This window comes from Senegalia massiliensis (genome assembly GCF_900626135.1).
In the GTDB taxonomy this organism is placed as follows: Bacteria; Bacillota; Clostridia; order Tissierellales; family SIT17; genus Anaeromonas; species Anaeromonas massiliensis.
On sequence record NZ_LR130786.1, the window covers coordinates 490,369 to 505,909 of the forward strand.

Sequence of the window (15,541 nt, forward strand, 5' to 3'; positions counted from 1 at the left end):
ATTTTAAATTTTACTAATATATTCTTAACATCTCTAATATTATGTCTTTATTATCTTTTGGGTTATATTTGTGATCATTATTCATTACATAAATTTTCATTTTATAACCTCCTATAATATAATCAAATTATATTTAACTTCTTTTTAAATAATTGATTATAAAGTTTAATATAGTTTAACTTATAGTAACATCATATGTGTTATTAAGCATTTTGTCAACGGTTTAGTTTAATCTATTTAAACTTATTTTATCCACCTCTTGAAAGTTAAATATTTTTGTACTATACTATAATTAAAATATATTATGGAGGAAAATATGACTACTGGAGAAAAGATTAAATCATTGAGAAAAGAATTAAAACTCACACAATCCGAACTTGCTGGTAAGGAAATGACTAAAAGTATGTTAAGTCAAATAGAAAATAATAATGCAATGCCATCAATGAAAAATTTAAAGCATCTTGCTAATAAATTAGGTAAACCAATTTCATATTTTTTAGATGAGAATACTTTAAACGAAAACATACCAATAGAAAAAATTAAATCTAAAATAAAAATAGCTGATGAATATATGACAAACAGAGAAAGTGAAAAAGTTATAGAAGTATTAGATGATATTTTAAATAATTATGATATAAATAAAAATAGTAAATTATATGCAGATATTTTATATAAAAATGGAGCAAGTCAAGTAAATTTAATGAATTTTGAAGTATCAGACAAGTACTTAAAAAAAGCAGTGGAAATATATAAACAACATAATTTATATTCTTATGCTGCTAAAGCTTATATGGAATTTTTTGGACGTTATTGGAACGAACAAAATTATGATAAATGCTTAAAAATATTATCTGAAGCTTATGAGTTATATATGAATTCTACTACAGAAGATATTACTTTTCATTTAGAATATCTGTCTAATAAATCTTTGATATTATCTTCTATGGGTAAAATAAATGAATCTTTTAAACCTATTGATGATGCAATAAATTTATCCAAAGAAACTAATGTATATTATAATACAGGTGAATTATATAGACTAAAAGGCAATTTAAATAGAGTAATAGAAAATTATGAAAATGTATTATATTATTTTGAAAAAGCAAAATTATTTGCTCAATTTACTGATAATGAATTAGATTTAGCTATATTAGAATTTAACTTTAGTGTTTATTATACAGATATCAATGAACCTATAAAAGCCTTAGAATATTTAAAAAGAGCTAGAGAAATGTTTAAAAATACTCCTCACTATCCCAATCATCTATTTCATAATCAATTAGCAATTGTATATTATATGCTAGAAGAATACCAAAAAGCTTATGATGAGATTCGTAAAACCACTTTCCGAAATTTACTCTTTCATAAAGCAGATTATGTAAATATGTGGTTAGGAAAGGTTTATGAAGGCATGATATTATCTAAACTTGGTAATATAAACCAAGCAATTGAATCAATTAATAAAGGAATAGAAATGATGAGTAAAGTGGGAATTTCTAAATATTTATCTTTTGCATACAAAGAATTAAGTAATATATATTCTGAAATTGATGATTATAAAAATGCATTTAAGTCTTTAAAGAAATCAGAACAAATACTGAAAGAATTAAATGGAAACCCTTTCTAAAATAATAAAAAATCTCTTAGGTAATTACCTAAGAGATTTTTATTTATATTCTCAAATTATTATTTTGCACTTTCTAATGCTTTTTCAGCTAGTTCAAAGAAAGATTTAACTTTGATTGATACTCCTGATATTGCATCAGTTGCTCCTTCATCATTTGAATATTCTATAGCTGTTGGATCTTGTTTTTCTATTAAGTACGCTTCAACTTTATCTGCTTGCTCAACCCATGGTGCTTGTGCTCCACCTTTTTCAACCATTCCATATTCACCGTCTGCTGATACTTGGTCTTTTGTTTTGATGTTTCCATCGTCATCTTTAGGCTCTTCTTTGCTTAAACCATCCCAATCAGCTGCAACTATATATCCATTTATTACTGTAATATCTGTTGTGTATTTCCAACCACTTTCTTCACTGAAATCTTCTTCTTCAGCTGTATAGTTTCCATCTTTATATTGTCCTTCGCCAACTGGATCACTACTTAAAGCTTTTTCTGCAAGATCAAAGAAAGATTTAACTTTAATTGATACTCCTGATATTGCATCAGTTGCTCCTTCATCATTTGAATACTCTATAGCTGTTGGATCTTGTTTTTCTATTAAGTACGCTTCAGCTTTCTCAGCTTGTTCAGCCCATGGCGCTTGTGCTCCACCATTCTCTACCATTCCATATTCACCAGATTCTGATCTAGTTACTTTGTCAGTTCCACCATCTTTATGTGCTCCATTCCACTCAGCTTCTACTATTTTTCCATCTTCAACTTTTATTGTAGCAACATATTTCCAGCCACTTTCCTCAGAAAAACTATCTTCTTGAGCAAAGTAAACACCATCTTCATAACTTGTATCCCCTGATGAATCTTCTTCTCCATCTTTTGTTTCTTCTTGCTCTTGTTCTGTACCTGTTGAAGTTTCTTCTTCCTCTGTATCATCACTTCCACATCCAGCTAATAAACTAGCAGATACTAATAATGCAAGACCTAGTGATAAAAATTTCTTTTTAGACATTTTATAAGTCCCCCTTAATAATTTGTTTTGTTTATTATTTCACTTTTTATTATAGTCTATAGATAATTTATTGTCAATACCTAGTATTATTATATATTTAATAGGATTATTTCTTTTTTGAAACATATTAATATTGATATTAATATTCTTAAAGGGTATCATAAAAGAAAGGAGGCGATTTTATGAAAAAAATTGTTTTAGCTGGAGGTTGTTTTTGGGGTGTTGAAGAATATATCAGTAGAATAAATGGAGTAATTGACACTGAAGTTGGATATGCAAATGGTAGACGTAAAAATCCTACTTATGAACAAGTATGTACAGGTACTACTGGCCATTCAGAAGCTGTTAAGGTAGAATATGATCAGAATAGTCTATCTTTATACTCTCTTTTAAAGAAATTTTTTAGTATTATTGATCCAACAATTGAAAATAGACAAGGTCCTGACAGAGGTACTCAATATAGAACTGGAATTTATTATATAAATGAAAATGATAAAGATACTATTTTAAAAGTAGTTCAAGAGGAACAAAAAAAGTACGATAAAAAAATTGTAACGGAAATAGAACCTCTAAATTCATTTTTTGAAGCTGAAGAATATCATCAAGATTATTTGAAAAAAAACCCTAATGGTTATTGTCATATAGATTTAAGCTAAAATATGGCTTGTACTTAAGTACAAGCCATATTTAAAATTTATCCTTTTAATTTTTTTGTTATTTCAGCTATATGTCTACCTTGAAACTTAGCTCCTTCTATATCTACATCTGTAGGTGATAATCCACCATCTCCTCCTGCTATAGTAGATGCTCCATAAGGAGTTCCTCCAGATAGTTTATCTACTTGGGATAAACCTTCAAAGGCATAAGGAAGTCCACTAATAAGCATTCCATGATGTAATAAAACTGTATGAAAACTAAGTATAGTAGACTCTTGACCTCCATGTTGAGTTGCTGTAGAAGTAAATACTCCACCAACTTTTCCTACTAATGCTCCTTTTGACCAAAGACTAACTGTGCTATCTAAATATGCTTTCATTTGTGCACTCATATTACCGTATCTTGTAGGAGTTCCAAAAATTATAGCATCAGCTTCTTCCAAATCTTCTAAGGTTGCTTCATCATATTCACTAGACATCTCTTTTACAATATCCTTGCAACCCATTTTTTCTAATATATCATCAGAAAGCGTCTCTCTAACTTTCACTATCTTTACTTCAGAACCATCAACTTCTTTTGCACCTTCTGCTACTGCTTCAGCCATTTGCTTTACGTGTCCATACATAGAATGAAATACAACTAATATTTTCATACCTATTCCTCCTTCATATTAAATAATACCCTAAAAAACTATAATTTAATCATATGAATAGATTAGCTCTATCTAGTATTATTTTTACTTAGGTAGTGCAATTATAAATTCTGTCCATTTCCCTTTTTCACTTTCTACTTTCACATATCCATCATGAGATTCTATAATTTCTTTTACTATAGCAAGACCAAGACCTGTACCACCTCTATCTCTATTTCTTGATAAGTCTGTTCTATATAACCTTTCAAATACATGAACCATATCTTTTTTATCTATTCCTTCACCTGTATTTTTAATTTTAAACATTCCATAGTTATTATCATCATCTAAATATATATTAACCTTTCCATTTTGTGGAGTGAATTTTACAGCATTAGAAAACAAATTGATCAATACTTGTTTTATTTTATTATTATCTGCTAATACACAAACACTTTCTTTTAAATTATTTTCTAATTTAATATTTTTCTTTTTAAAACTAATTTCAAAGCCATCTATTATTTCTTCTATCATAGGATTCAAATCTATTTTACTTAATTCTAATTTCATTTTATGTTCTCTTATATTATTTAATAATTTAAGTTGTTCTACCAATAATATAAGTCTATCTATTTCCTTTTGAAAAGTATTAATTCTTTCTTTATCAAGCTCCCATATTCCATCACTTATAGCTTCCATATGACTTTTTAATATTGCTAATGGAGTTCTAAGCTCGTGAGAAATATCAGATGTAAGTCTTTTTCTAAGCTTATTTTCAGTTTTTAAGGATTCCTTTAAATAATTTATTGAAGCTGTTAATTGATTTAACTCTTCTATTTTACTTCTGGATTCTACAGATATGTCTAAATTACCATGACTTAACTCATTAGTTGTATTTTTAACATCAATTATAGGTTTAGATATGAATTTTGAAAAATATACTCCCAGTAAAATTGCTACAATTATTGAAATTATTGCTGAATAAAGTATAGATTTATTTATTTCTTTTATAAATTCTATTTCTCTATCTCCTACAACTAAGGAATCAGAGTAACCTATTTCTATTTCGCCTATTTTTTTATTATCTTCTTGTAAATCTATCTTTTTTACTACATAATTATTTCCACTGTCACTATCCATCCCCATCATATCCATCATATGTTCATGCATGTTTGAATTATTTCTTGTTATAGATAAAATTACATCTCCTTCATTATTTTTAACTAATATATCAAATCCCTTTGCAACTGGAGAGAATTTCATATTTTTCATTTCAGATTTGTCCCAGTTATTTTCCCTATAACTATTTTTTATTAAATCTACAACATCATCTACTCTATTTTGTTTTTGGCTTGTTAAATATTCATCAAATTTATTTGAAAGGGTAATATTTGATATTATAGCAATTGTTATAACTGCTATAAGTGATGCTACTATCATAAGTGTTGTTATTCTACCTCTTAGATGATTCAACATGTTTTATCACTCCAAAAATTTATATCCAACCCCATATACCGTTTTTATATATTTATTATTTTTATCTTCTATTTTGTGCCTTAAGTTTTTAACGTGTGCATCTATTGTTCTATCATAACCTTCATAATCATAGCCAAATACTTTTACGATTAATTCATCTCTTGTAAATACTTTTTGTGTGTTTTCTACAAATAATTTAAGTAAATCAAACTCAGTTTTAGTTAGATCTATAACATTATTTGACTTAGTAACTTCTCTACTCTCAAAATTAATATCTAAATCTCCAATAGTTAAAATATCATTTTTCACATTGTTTTTTTCTATTCTTCTAAATATTGCCCTTATTCTAGCTAAAAGCTCCTTTGGACTAAATGGCTTGACTATATAATCATCTGCACCTATATCTAGTCCATTTATTCTATCTTGTTCCATAGATTTTGCTGTAAGCATTATTGTAGGTACTTGTGATGTTTTTCTAATCTTTTGTAATATTTCTTCACCTTTTATATCCGGTAACATTAAATCTAAAATTAAAAAATCTATATTTTCATTTTCATATATATCAAATGTTTGTTTTCCGTTGTACGCAGTATATACATTATATCCTTCTTTTTCTAAGTAAGCTTTTATAACTTCTACTATTTCCTTTTGATCATCTACTACTAAAAAGTTTTTTTTCATATTAACACCTCTACCTAATTATACTATATAATAAAATCCAGCATTAGCTGGATTTTATTATATTATAACATTTTGAAGAAAATATGAATTTAATATTTCCTCTTTAATAATTTTTCTGTTATTTCATATATAATTTTTTTACTTTCGTTTTCTGGAAGTGATTCTATATTTTTAAATGCTCTATTTGTATATTTTATAGCTAGCCTCTTTGATCTTTCTATTGCATCTGAATTTTTAACTATATTTATGATTTCGATTACATCTTCGTTATCAATATTATCTTTTTTTATTATATCTTCTAAATTATTATTGCCTTCTAAAATAGCATATATTAAAGGTAAAGTAAAAAATCCTTGTTTAAGATCATTTTTTATGCTCTTCCCCATTGTATTTTCATTCGCTGTATAATCTAATATATCATCTATTATTTGAAATGCCATACCTATATTATAACCAATTTTCCCTAGTTTTTTTGATAGCTTTTCATCACAATCAGCTTCTTTTGCACCTATTGTAAAGCTCATTGCAAAAAGAGCTGCAGTTTTACCTGAAATTATTTTTAAATATCTTTTTAAAGACACATTTCTATTAAATCTAAAATGATGTTGTCTTATTTCCCCAATACAAATTTTTACTATAGATTGAGATATTTTTTTTATATTTTCCATAGAATAATCTTCACTTAGCATAAGAAAACATTTGGAAAAAAGATAATCTCCCATATATACTGCTTGATCCTTGCCATACTTTGATTGTATTGTTACATTCCCTCTTCTTAATTTTGATTCATCTATTATATCATCATGAATAAGAGTAGCCATATGAAGCATTTCTATTACTGCTGCTAAGTTTTTATGCTTTTTATCATTATAATTACCAAATTTGGATGATAACAATAAAAATGCAGGTCTAAGCATTTTTCCACCTGAAAGAATCAAATCAGTCAAAGGTTCTTCTATATATTTCTCTGTTGTTTTTACATTTTCTATCATTATTTTGTTTACATCTTGTAACTCACTTTTAATTTGAGGATAACCATCCCAAAACATATTCATATTATTTATCACCCTTGATATTTACTTTTAATTTTTAAGTCTTAAAAAATAAACCAGTATCTTTTAAGAATTTCAATATATATTTTACTGTAATACCTACAAATAATCCTGTAATAACCGAAGATAATAATAATAGAGGTAGATATATAAATATATTTAAATTTTCTATTATTAATGCCGCCATTAAAATTTGACCTATATTATGAAATACAGCTCCTACAATACTAATACCAATTACACTTATTTTTTCTCGTCCTATTACTTTTAATATATACATTATTAAGAAGCTTAATATTCCACCAGAAATACTAAATAGAAATCCTGATACATTTCCTCCCAGTAGACTAGCAAGTATTACTCTTAAAATTACTACAGTAAGTGTTTCTTTAAAACCAAATAAATATAAAGACACAAGAGTAATAATATTAGCAAGTCCTAATTTAGCACCAGGAACTCCAAAATTAAATGGTATCAATCTTTCTACCAAATGAAGTACTAATGCTTGAGCTACTAATAATGATATCACTACTATTTTCCTTGTTTTATTCATAACTCCCTCCTAGTAAGAGGTATCATCTAATCCACCCTCTTTTTCTCCTATAATTTCTACTACAACTTTATTTGGAAGGCATACTAAAATCTCACCAGGTTCATCTATTTCTCCATCCTCTACACAAACTTTATCAGGACAGTTTGCATCTATAATATTTGCTTTATTATCAGATAATTTTATAGTATTCTTCCCAAACTCAGTATCTAAATTTATTGTTTCATCTGTTGTTTCTGTTAATTCAACAGTTTTATAAACTTGTCCATCTATTGAAATTTGAGCTTTCTTACTATTAAAATCATCGTCTTTTATATAATTTAAATATAAAAACCCTAATAATGAAATTAAAAGTACAGAAATGATAATTATCTTATCAAATTTTTTCATAAATATTCCTCTTTCTAAACTATTATCTTCTATAGTTTATCAATTTTCAAACCTTTAATCAAATAAAATCCTTTCGCAAAAAAATAGTGCGAAAGGATAATATTTCTAATCTATATATAAATATGATTTCCTTGCAAATGGGGTTTTCATCCACCACTTTTTAAGTATTGGCATTACATAGTAATCTAAGCCAAATACTCTTCCTGCACCACCTATTAAAGCTATTCCTGCTGCTAAATACCAAAGCATTTCATAAGGTGCCATACCTGATGTCCAAATCATTATACCCATTACTACAGATACTATAGAAGCTATCGCTGTAAATAAGCCAAGAATTAATAGTCCACCTACTACAATTTCAGCTATTACCATTCCTGTTTGGAATACACTAGCAAGTATTGTGAAATCACCATCATCAGTATAGAAAAATATATTCATAAACCAATCCATAATATCACTTATAAAATCTGGTACTGGTAAAGCGTCTCCCCACTCTGCTGCTTGTTCTCCAGCTGCTGCAGTTGTTTCACTTGCACCTGTAGTCCCTTCTACAGATAAAGGAGATTGTGGGATTAAGAATATATTAGTTGGATCTTCTATTACTTGAGGTATCTTATTTAATCCTTCTCTTAACCATTTATATCCTACAAATACTCTTAAAGGTACTAACCAGAAATTAGGACTTCTATATGAGAAATGTCCTCCTAATATTGATCTATTCTCTTTTATAGTAAAGAATTGATGCATTATATAAGACCATACTACATTAAATCCACCTACTCCAAATAAATAATGAACATTTACCATATGCTTCATAAACATTGCAAAGAAACCTGATAATTCCATATTTCCTAAATGAGCTACTGCATATCTTGACCCTATTGAAACCATAAATCCATGATAATTAGATTTAAATCCTTTTAAATCCTTATTATTGATATCAGATTCAATGTTTTCTACTGCTGTTTCTGCTGTTTGAAGTGCTGTTTCAACTATTTGAGGTGTAGGTCCTGATTCTTCTTCAAAATATGAATTATCACCTATAACATATACATTTTTATGATCTACAGACTGCATATATTCATTTGTTTGAATACGACCTCTTTTTCCTAAAGTAAGACCTAAATTTGCTGCAAAGCTACTTCCTTGTACTCCAGCTGTCCAAATAAGAGTGTGTGTTTTGAACTCTTGACCATCTTTTAAAGTTACACTATCAGGAGTAACTTTAGTTATCATTGATTGAGTTAATATTTCTACTCCTAATTTATTAAGTCTTCTTTCTGCTTTTGCTATTAATTTATCGTTTAATATAGGTAATATTTTTGGAAGCCCTTCTACTAATTTAAGAGAAACTTCTTTTTCATTTATGTTAAACTTTCTTGATAATTTTTTCTTCCATTCTGCAATTTCACCTATTGTTTCAACTCCTGTAAATCCTGCTCCTGCTATTACAAAAGTCAACATTTTACGTCTTTTCTCTTCGTCTCTTTCAGTGCTTGCAAGTTCAAACATTTTATAAACATGTTCTTTTATTTTTACAGCATCATCATATGACCATATTGTAAAACTGTGCTCTTTTGATCCTTCTACTCCAAAAAATGCTGGTTCAGATCCAGAACCTAATACTAAATAATCATATTCATATTCTTCTGTCTTGGATATAAGCTTTTGAGATTCAAAATCAATGCTATCAATCTTATCAGTAACAACGTTTACTTTCTTTTTACCAAATATCTTTTCTAAGTTGATCTGAACACCATGCTTCTCAATTCTACTACCTGCAACTTCATGCAAGTCAGTTAAAAGAGTATGATATGAATTTTTGTCAATTAAAGTAATTTCTACTTCATCGTTTTTCTTGAATTTTTTATGAAGTAATTTAGCTGAATGAACGCCCCCATACCCTGCGCCCAAAATCACTATTCTTTTCTTACTCATTATGAGCCTCCTTAATTTTTTTATATTAACTCTGTATTTAATTATATTGATAAAAATGTAACTTTTATGAATAAAATAATAGCATGTCCATATATCATTGTTAATATTGTAACTATGATGTATACAGAGTTGTATTGATATTATAACATAAATTTTATATTAATCTATACAATTTTATTAAATTTATATTACAGTTTTTTTATTTGTTTACTAGGATTTAATTTTATTTATAAATATAAGTAGTTGTGATATAATTATTTACGAATTTTACAATTGGAGGTTATATATGAACTTAAAAAGATATTTTATATTATTAATATTATTTGTTTTATTATTCTTTACAGGGTGTAATTCAAATGAAATTCCAACTGATGAAAATGGAGAACCTAAAAGTGAAAATGCTTTTTATCTTGGAACAGTTGTAGATATTACCATATATGATAAAGCTCCTGATAATATATTTGAAACTCTTTTTTCAAAAATAGAAGATATTGAAAATAAAATGAGCTTAAATATAGATTCATCTGAAGTAAACAAAATAAATGAAAATGCAGGAAAGAACTTTGTTAAAGTGTCAGAAGATACGTATAATGTAATAGAAAAAGGAAAATATTATTCTGATATAACAAAAGGTAATTTTGATATTACAATTGGTCCTGTTGTCAACCTTTGGCAAATAGGAACTGAAAATGCAAAGGTGCCAAGTGAGGCTGAAATAAAAGATAAGCTTCCTCTAATAGATTATGAAAATGTAATATTAGATGAAAATGAAAAAAAAGTAAAATTAAATAAAGAAAATATGAAATTAGACTTAGGTGGAATAGCAAAAGGTTATGCAGCTGATGAATTAGCAGACATTTTAAAAGATAATAATGTAAATCATGCAATTATAAATTTAGGTGGAAATGTCTTAGCATTAGGTGATAAACCTGATGGGTCATCTTGGAAAATAGGTGTACAGAACCCTTTTGAACCACGTGGAAAACATATAGCTATAGCTAATGTAAAGGATAAGACGGTAGTATCATCAGGTGTATATGAAAGAAATTTCACTGAAGATGGAAAATTTTATCATCATATATTAAACCCTTTTACAGGTTATCCAGTGGAAAATAAATTACAAAGTGTCACAATAATTTCAGATACCTCTTTTGATGCTGATGGACTCTCTACAGGTATATTTGCTCTTGGTCTAGAAAAAGGACTAGAATTTGTTGAAAAAACAGAAAGAGTAGATGCTCTTTTCATAACTAATGAAAAAAAAGTATATATTACTTCTAACATAAAGAAAAATATTGAAATGACAAATAAAGAATTTGAATTAATGAATTAAAAAAAGCTCAGAAACTGAGCTTTTTTTAATAATTATGACAATATCCTCCAAAACCATTGTATCCACCATATCCATTTCTTTTTCCATCTCTTTGACCTCTTCTAAATCCCATTCCGGGTCCAGGATAATCTTCATCATCAAATCCATTTTCATTGTGATAATCTTCTACTTCTTTCAATCTTTCTTTATAATCCTCTGCTTGTTCAGGAGTTATATCTCCATTTTTTACCCCTTCGTCAATTCTATCTTTTTGCCACTCCATTTTATCTCTAAACCATTCTGGAACAACACTTCCATCTCCATCTGCAAAGGCTACAACTCCAGCTGAAAATACTAATGCTGAAATCAATAATACGCTTAAAAATTTCTTCATAATTTACATCTCCTTTTTATATTTATATTTTGTTTAATATAATTATAAAAAAATATTATGAAGAAATTATGAATAACTATGATTCTTTTTTAAACTCATTTAAATTTAAATTATCTTCAAAATATAAACTTGTACTTGGAAATGCAACTTCTACTTTTTCTTGTTCTAAAATATCCATTATTTTAAGGTTTATATCTTGTTTTATATTTAAATACTCATTATAATCTACTGCTTTTGCAAAATATTGTATAAGTATATCTAAACTACTATCATTAAATATTTCAAAATTTGTAAGTATCATTTCACTATCTACATCAGGATGTTGTAATAACATATATTTAATATTATCAACAACTCTCTCTACTTTATAAGATGATGTAGAATATGTTAATCCTAAATAGAATCTAACGCGTCTAATTCCTCTTTTTGAAAAATTAGTTATAGCATTTTCAGATACTTTTGAATTAGGTATAGTTATTAATGCTTTTTCAAATGTTCTTATTTTAGTACTTCTAAAATTAATATCTTCTATTACACCTTCAATATTAGAAAATACTACCCAATCACCAATATCAAATGGTTTATCAATTAAAATTGAAATCCCACCAAAGATATTTGCTAAACTATCTTTTGCAGCCATTGCTATAGCAATACCTCCAATTCCAAGACCTGCTATAAAAGCACTAATACTATATCCAAATTCCTCAGCTATTATAGCTATACATATTGATACTATAATAACTCTAATTATTCTTGAAATAAAAGGTTTTAATATTTTTTGTGATTTTAAATTTAATTTTGCTCCTAGTTTATCATAAATCCATTCATAAGTTCCTACTACATTATATAATCCCCAAGTTATAATTATTATAATGGAAACTCTAAATAACTTAGTGATTATAGTTTCAGTAATATCTTTAAATGGTAAAGAAATAAGAGCTATATAAAGTCCTATTGCAATAATTAATGTTCTTATAGGTTTTTTAAATTCATCCAAAATATAATCATCTACTTTATTTTTGGTTTTTTTAGTAAAGATACTCACAAATTTATATATTATTTTAGTAATAACTGAACTAAATATTATAGAACCCAAAAATATTGCTACTGATATTCCAATTTGCATTAAAGAAACTGCAAAATTTTCATCAAAAAAATTTTTTATCCATTCTAAAACTTCCACAAATATTCCTCCATATTAAATTATATTTATTATTTAAAAGTATATACATGATTTTAAATTTTATCAATATAGATAAAAAAATAATCCCGTATACGGGATTATTTTCATCTATTTAATTTTTTCTATAATTTTTGTAGTAAATGCTATTAAGTCTTCAGGACTTCTAGATGTAATTATATTTCCATCAACTACAACCTCTTCATCTTTGTAAGTTGCTCCAGCATTTATTAAATCATCTTTTATTGTGTGATATGAAGTTAATTCCTTTCCTTTTATATCACAAGTAGAAGCTATCATCCAAGGTCCATGACATATTGCTGCAATAATTTTTTCTTTATTATTCATATCCTTTACAAAATCCTTAGTTGCTTTACATGCTCTCATTTTATCTGGTGAATATCCTCCAGGAATAACAACAGCATCATAATCACCTGCATTTATATCACTTGATGCTAAATCAGATTTAGTAGGAACTCCATTTTTACCTTTGTAAACAGTATCTTTTTCAGTACCTATTAAGTCAACATCAAAGCCTTCTTCTTTAAGTCTATATAAAGGCCAAAGAAGTTCAATATCTTCATACATATTTTCTACTAGTAAAGCTATTTTTTTCAATCTTATAACCTCCTATATTTTTGACTCTATAAATTACTTACCCCCTAAGTATCTATTTATTCACTATACTTAGAGTTTAATCTATTTACAATTGTGATATAATATAATTTAGAAAATAATTATAGGGGTGATTTTTTGAGAAAATATATGATTGCAGAAGCAGACATTCATTCTACTGCTCTTAGACAATTAGGAGCTGAAATTCATGTCATGAATTCTTTATTATGTTATGTTTCATTTAATGTTAAAGGAACAAAAGTATCTTATGTATATAATATAAACAAAAAAAATAAATACTTTTTACAAAGAATAAAGCCATATCCTGAAACTGCTGGAACTTTTAGTAGTGAAGATGAATTAATAAAAACTATTAAAATAGACATTGAACAATTTGAAAACGCAGCTAATTCACATCACTTTAAAGAGTTTATTGAGTTTAATAAAAATCTAAATGAAACAATAAGAAATTTTGAAGACTTATATTTATATTATAATGTTCCGAATGAAACTGTAAAAGAAATTCAGGTTGAACTAAATAAAATGCAAGCACTTATAAAAAGAACAAAAGAAACTTCACAAAGAGTCTATAAGAAAAAAGATCCTGACACAATTTAATATAATCGTTAACTTAAATACTATTAAGATTATATTAAGTTTTAAAAAAACTTAGACTTAAAAGAGTTTTTCTTGTATTATAGATAAGTGGAGAATTTACAACTGAATATTTTAAAGGAGATGTTTTAAATGACTTTAGATACTGGAGTTTATATTGCAGTTTCTATATTTATACTAACTTATATTTTTATTATTTCAGAGAAGATTAATAGGACATCTATTGCACTCTTTGGAGCATCTCTCCTGATTGGTCTTAGAATCATAAGTCAAGAGTATGCATTTGATACTATTGACTTCAACACAATTGGCTTACTTGTAGGAATGATGGTAATTGTCTCTATAGTTAAAAAAACAGGCATTTTTCAATATGTAGCTATAAAAGCTGCTAAAAGTGCCAAAGGAGATCCGTTTAAAATTATTTTAATACTTTCTATTATAACTGCTATATCATCAGCTTTATTAGATAATGTGACTACTGTTTTATTGATAGTGCCAGTTACTTTAGTTATAACAGAAACATTAAAAACTAATCCACTACCATTTCTAATCCCAGAAATTTTATCAGCAAATATAGGTGGTACTGCTACACTTATTGGTGACCCACCTAATATAATGATTGGTAGTGCTACAAACTTAGGTTTTATGGATTTTGTTTTGAACTTAGGTCCTGTAGTTGTAATTATCCTTATTGCTACGCTATTTATGATTAAATTTATTTATGGCAATTCTATGAATGTAAGTCAAGAATTAAAAGACAAATTAATGAAATTTGATGAAAATAAATCAATAAGAGACTATAAACTACTTAAACAAAGTTTGTTTGTATTAGCTCTTACAATGATAGGATTCATAACACATCAATATTTAGGATTAGAATCCGCAACAGTTGCATTAATAGGAGCATCACTTTTATTAATAATTAGTAAATTAGATCCAGAAGATATTTTACTAGAAGTAGAGTGGTCTACTATATTCTTTTTCGCAGGATTATTTGTTTTAGTTGGAGGTCTTGAAAAAGTAGGAGTTATAGAATTTTTAGCTAAAGAAGTATTAAACTTAACTAAAGGAAATTTAATGCTTACAACTTTAATGATATTATGGGTTTCAGCATTAGCATCAGCTTTCATTGATAATATTCCATTTGTAGCTACAATGATACCTCTTATTAAAAGTATAGGATCAATGAGTGGTATTGCTATAGGTCCCCTTTGGTGGGCACTTGCACTTGGTGCATGCTTAGGTGGAAATGGTAGTTTGGTTGGTGCATCTGCCAATGTAATAGTTGCAGGTTTCCTTCAAAAGACCGATCATAAATTATCTTTCGTGAAATTTTTAAAAGTAGGTTTTCCTATTATGATAATTTCTGTAATAATATCAAGTATATATTTAGTATTATTTTATGTATAAATAAAAATA

16 protein-coding genes are annotated in these 15,541 nt (G+C 27.1%); 5 read left to right on the forward strand and 11 right to left on the reverse strand.

What is annotated here, in order from left to right:
• Nucleotides 1-316 precede the first annotated feature (316 nt).
• Nucleotides 317-1,627 carry a helix-turn-helix transcriptional regulator gene (locus E0D94_RS12245; protein ID WP_165442965.1) on the forward strand — a complete coding sequence of 437 codons (1,311 nt, stop codon included), beginning with the start codon at nucleotides 317-319 and terminating at the stop codon, nucleotides 1,625-1,627.
• Between the two features lie 59 nt (nucleotides 1,628-1,686).
• Here the strand turns inward: E0D94_RS12245 and E0D94_RS15045 are convergent, their stop codons facing one another.
• Nucleotides 1,687-2,631, reverse strand: coding sequence for an FMN-binding protein (locus E0D94_RS15045; RefSeq protein WP_130807852.1), 945 nt, complete (start codon nucleotides 2,629-2,631; stop codon nucleotides 1,687-1,689).
• A gap of 182 nt (nucleotides 2,632-2,813) precedes the next feature.
• Here E0D94_RS15045 and msrA point away from each other — a divergent pair, with 182 nt between their 5' ends.
• Nucleotides 2,814-3,287, forward strand: coding sequence for a peptide-methionine (S)-S-oxide reductase MsrA (gene msrA / locus E0D94_RS12255; protein WP_130807853.1), 474 nt, complete (start codon nucleotides 2,814-2,816; stop codon nucleotides 3,285-3,287).
• 38 nt (nucleotides 3,288-3,325) lie between these two features.
• Here the strand turns inward: msrA and wrbA are convergent, their stop codons facing one another.
• From wrbA to E0D94_RS12290, 7 genes are all read right to left on the reverse strand, one after another.
• Nucleotides 3,326-3,940 carry an NAD(P)H:quinone oxidoreductase gene (wrbA, locus tag E0D94_RS12260; RefSeq protein ID WP_130807854.1) on the reverse strand — a complete coding sequence of 205 codons (615 nt, stop codon included), beginning with the start codon at nucleotides 3,938-3,940 and terminating at the stop codon, nucleotides 3,326-3,328.
• 84 nt (nucleotides 3,941-4,024) lie between these two features.
• Nucleotides 4,025-5,395 (reverse strand): sensor histidine kinase, encoded by a 1,371-nt coding sequence (locus tag E0D94_RS12265; RefSeq protein ID WP_130807855.1) that lies wholly within the window; start codon nucleotides 5,393-5,395, stop codon nucleotides 4,025-4,027.
• A gap of 6 nt (nucleotides 5,396-5,401) precedes the next feature.
• Nucleotides 5,402-6,076 (reverse strand): response regulator transcription factor, encoded by a 675-nt coding sequence (locus E0D94_RS12270; RefSeq protein ID WP_130807856.1) that lies wholly within the window; start codon nucleotides 6,074-6,076, stop codon nucleotides 5,402-5,404.
• A gap of 89 nt (nucleotides 6,077-6,165) precedes the next feature.
• Nucleotides 6,166-7,131: a polyprenyl synthetase family protein gene (locus E0D94_RS12275; protein WP_130807857.1), complete on the reverse strand. Its 966-nt coding sequence runs from the start codon at nucleotides 7,129-7,131 to the stop codon at nucleotides 6,166-6,168.
• A 34-nt stretch (nucleotides 7,132-7,165) separates the two neighbouring features.
• A complete protein-coding gene (locus E0D94_RS12280; protein WP_130807858.1) occupies nucleotides 7,166-7,681 on the reverse strand; it encodes a Gx transporter family protein in 516 nt (171 codons plus the stop codon).
• 9 nt (nucleotides 7,682-7,690) lie between these two features.
• Nucleotides 7,691-8,068, reverse strand: coding sequence for a NusG domain II-containing protein (locus tag E0D94_RS12285; protein WP_130807859.1), 378 nt, complete (start codon nucleotides 8,066-8,068; stop codon nucleotides 7,691-7,693).
• Between the two features lie 105 nt (nucleotides 8,069-8,173).
• Entirely contained in the window at nucleotides 8,174-10,006 is a 1,833-nt protein-coding gene (locus tag E0D94_RS12290) for an FAD-dependent oxidoreductase (protein ID WP_207289768.1), read from the reverse strand.
• 286 nt (nucleotides 10,007-10,292) lie between these two features.
• Between E0D94_RS12290 and E0D94_RS12295 the strand changes: the two genes are divergently transcribed.
• Complete coding sequence (locus tag E0D94_RS12295) at nucleotides 10,293-11,339, forward strand: FAD:protein FMN transferase (protein WP_130807861.1); 1,047 nt, start codon at nucleotides 10,293-10,295, stop codon at nucleotides 11,337-11,339.
• Nucleotides 11,340-11,364: 25 nt separating this feature from the next.
• Here the strand turns inward: E0D94_RS12295 and E0D94_RS12300 are convergent, their stop codons facing one another.
• From E0D94_RS12300 to E0D94_RS12310, 3 genes are all read right to left on the reverse strand, one after another.
• The gene (locus E0D94_RS12300; RefSeq protein ID WP_130807862.1) at nucleotides 11,365-11,712 is read right to left on the reverse strand and encodes a DUF2680 domain-containing protein; all 348 of its coding nucleotides are present in this window, start codon (nucleotides 11,710-11,712) and stop codon (nucleotides 11,365-11,367) included.
• A gap of 76 nt (nucleotides 11,713-11,788) precedes the next feature.
• Nucleotides 11,789-12,895: a mechanosensitive ion channel family protein gene (locus E0D94_RS12305; protein ID WP_130807863.1), complete on the reverse strand. Its 1,107-nt coding sequence runs from the start codon at nucleotides 12,893-12,895 to the stop codon at nucleotides 11,789-11,791.
• Nucleotides 12,896-13,003: 108 nt separating this feature from the next.
• Entirely contained in the window at nucleotides 13,004-13,510 is a 507-nt protein-coding gene (locus E0D94_RS12310) for a type 1 glutamine amidotransferase domain-containing protein (protein ID WP_130807864.1), read from the reverse strand.
• A gap of 135 nt (nucleotides 13,511-13,645) precedes the next feature.
• On the opposite strand from E0D94_RS12310, the gene E0D94_RS12315 reads away from it, so the two are divergent.
• A complete protein-coding gene (locus tag E0D94_RS12315; RefSeq protein ID WP_130807865.1) occupies nucleotides 13,646-14,125 on the forward strand; it encodes a hypothetical protein in 480 nt (159 codons plus the stop codon).
• A 129-nt stretch (nucleotides 14,126-14,254) separates the two neighbouring features.
• The gene (locus E0D94_RS12320; protein WP_130807866.1) at nucleotides 14,255-15,532 is read left to right on the forward strand and encodes an ArsB/NhaD family transporter; all 1,278 of its coding nucleotides are present in this window, start codon (nucleotides 14,255-14,257) and stop codon (nucleotides 15,530-15,532) included.
• The last annotated feature ends 9 nt before the right edge of the window (nucleotides 15,533-15,541 follow it).

What these genes read in the sequence shown, in the direction of transcription:
- msrA (WP_130807853.1), top strand. Translation starts at nt 2,814, where the DNA reads ATGAAAAAAATTGTTTTAGCTGGAGGTTGTTTTTGGGGTGTTGAAGAA.
- E0D94_RS12285 (WP_130807859.1), bottom strand. Translation starts at nt 8,068, where the DNA reads ATGAAAAAATTTGATAAGATAATTATCATTTCTGTACTTTTAATTTCA.
- E0D94_RS12290 (WP_207289768.1), bottom strand. Translation starts at nt 10,006, where the DNA reads ATGAGTAAGAAAAGAATAGTGATTTTGGGCGCAGGGTATGGGGGCGTT.
- wrbA (WP_130807854.1), bottom strand. Translation starts at nt 3,940, where the DNA reads ATGAAAATATTAGTTGTATTTCATTCTATGTATGGACACGTAAAGCAA.
- E0D94_RS12275 (WP_130807857.1), bottom strand. Translation starts at nt 7,131, where the DNA reads ATGAATATGTTTTGGGATGGTTATCCTCAAATTAAAAGTGAGTTACAA.
- E0D94_RS15045 (WP_130807852.1), bottom strand. Translation starts at nt 2,631, where the DNA reads ATGTCTAAAAAGAAATTTTTATCACTAGGTCTTGCATTATTAGTATCT.
- E0D94_RS12320 (WP_130807866.1), top strand. Translation starts at nt 14,255, where the DNA reads ATGACTTTAGATACTGGAGTTTATATTGCAGTTTCTATATTTATACTA.
- E0D94_RS12295 (WP_130807861.1), top strand. Translation starts at nt 10,293, where the DNA reads ATGAACTTAAAAAGATATTTTATATTATTAATATTATTTGTTTTATTA.
- E0D94_RS12245 (WP_165442965.1), top strand. Translation starts at nt 317, where the DNA reads ATGACTACTGGAGAAAAGATTAAATCATTGAGAAAAGAATTAAAACTC.
- E0D94_RS12300 (WP_130807862.1), bottom strand. Translation starts at nt 11,712, where the DNA reads ATGAAGAAATTTTTAAGCGTATTATTGATTTCAGCATTAGTATTTTCA.
- E0D94_RS12280 (WP_130807858.1), bottom strand. Translation starts at nt 7,681, where the DNA reads ATGAATAAAACAAGGAAAATAGTAGTGATATCATTATTAGTAGCTCAA.
- E0D94_RS12265 (WP_130807855.1), bottom strand. Translation starts at nt 5,395, where the DNA reads ATGTTGAATCATCTAAGAGGTAGAATAACAACACTTATGATAGTAGCA.
- E0D94_RS12270 (WP_130807856.1), bottom strand. Translation starts at nt 6,076, where the DNA reads ATGAAAAAAAACTTTTTAGTAGTAGATGATCAAAAGGAAATAGTAGAA.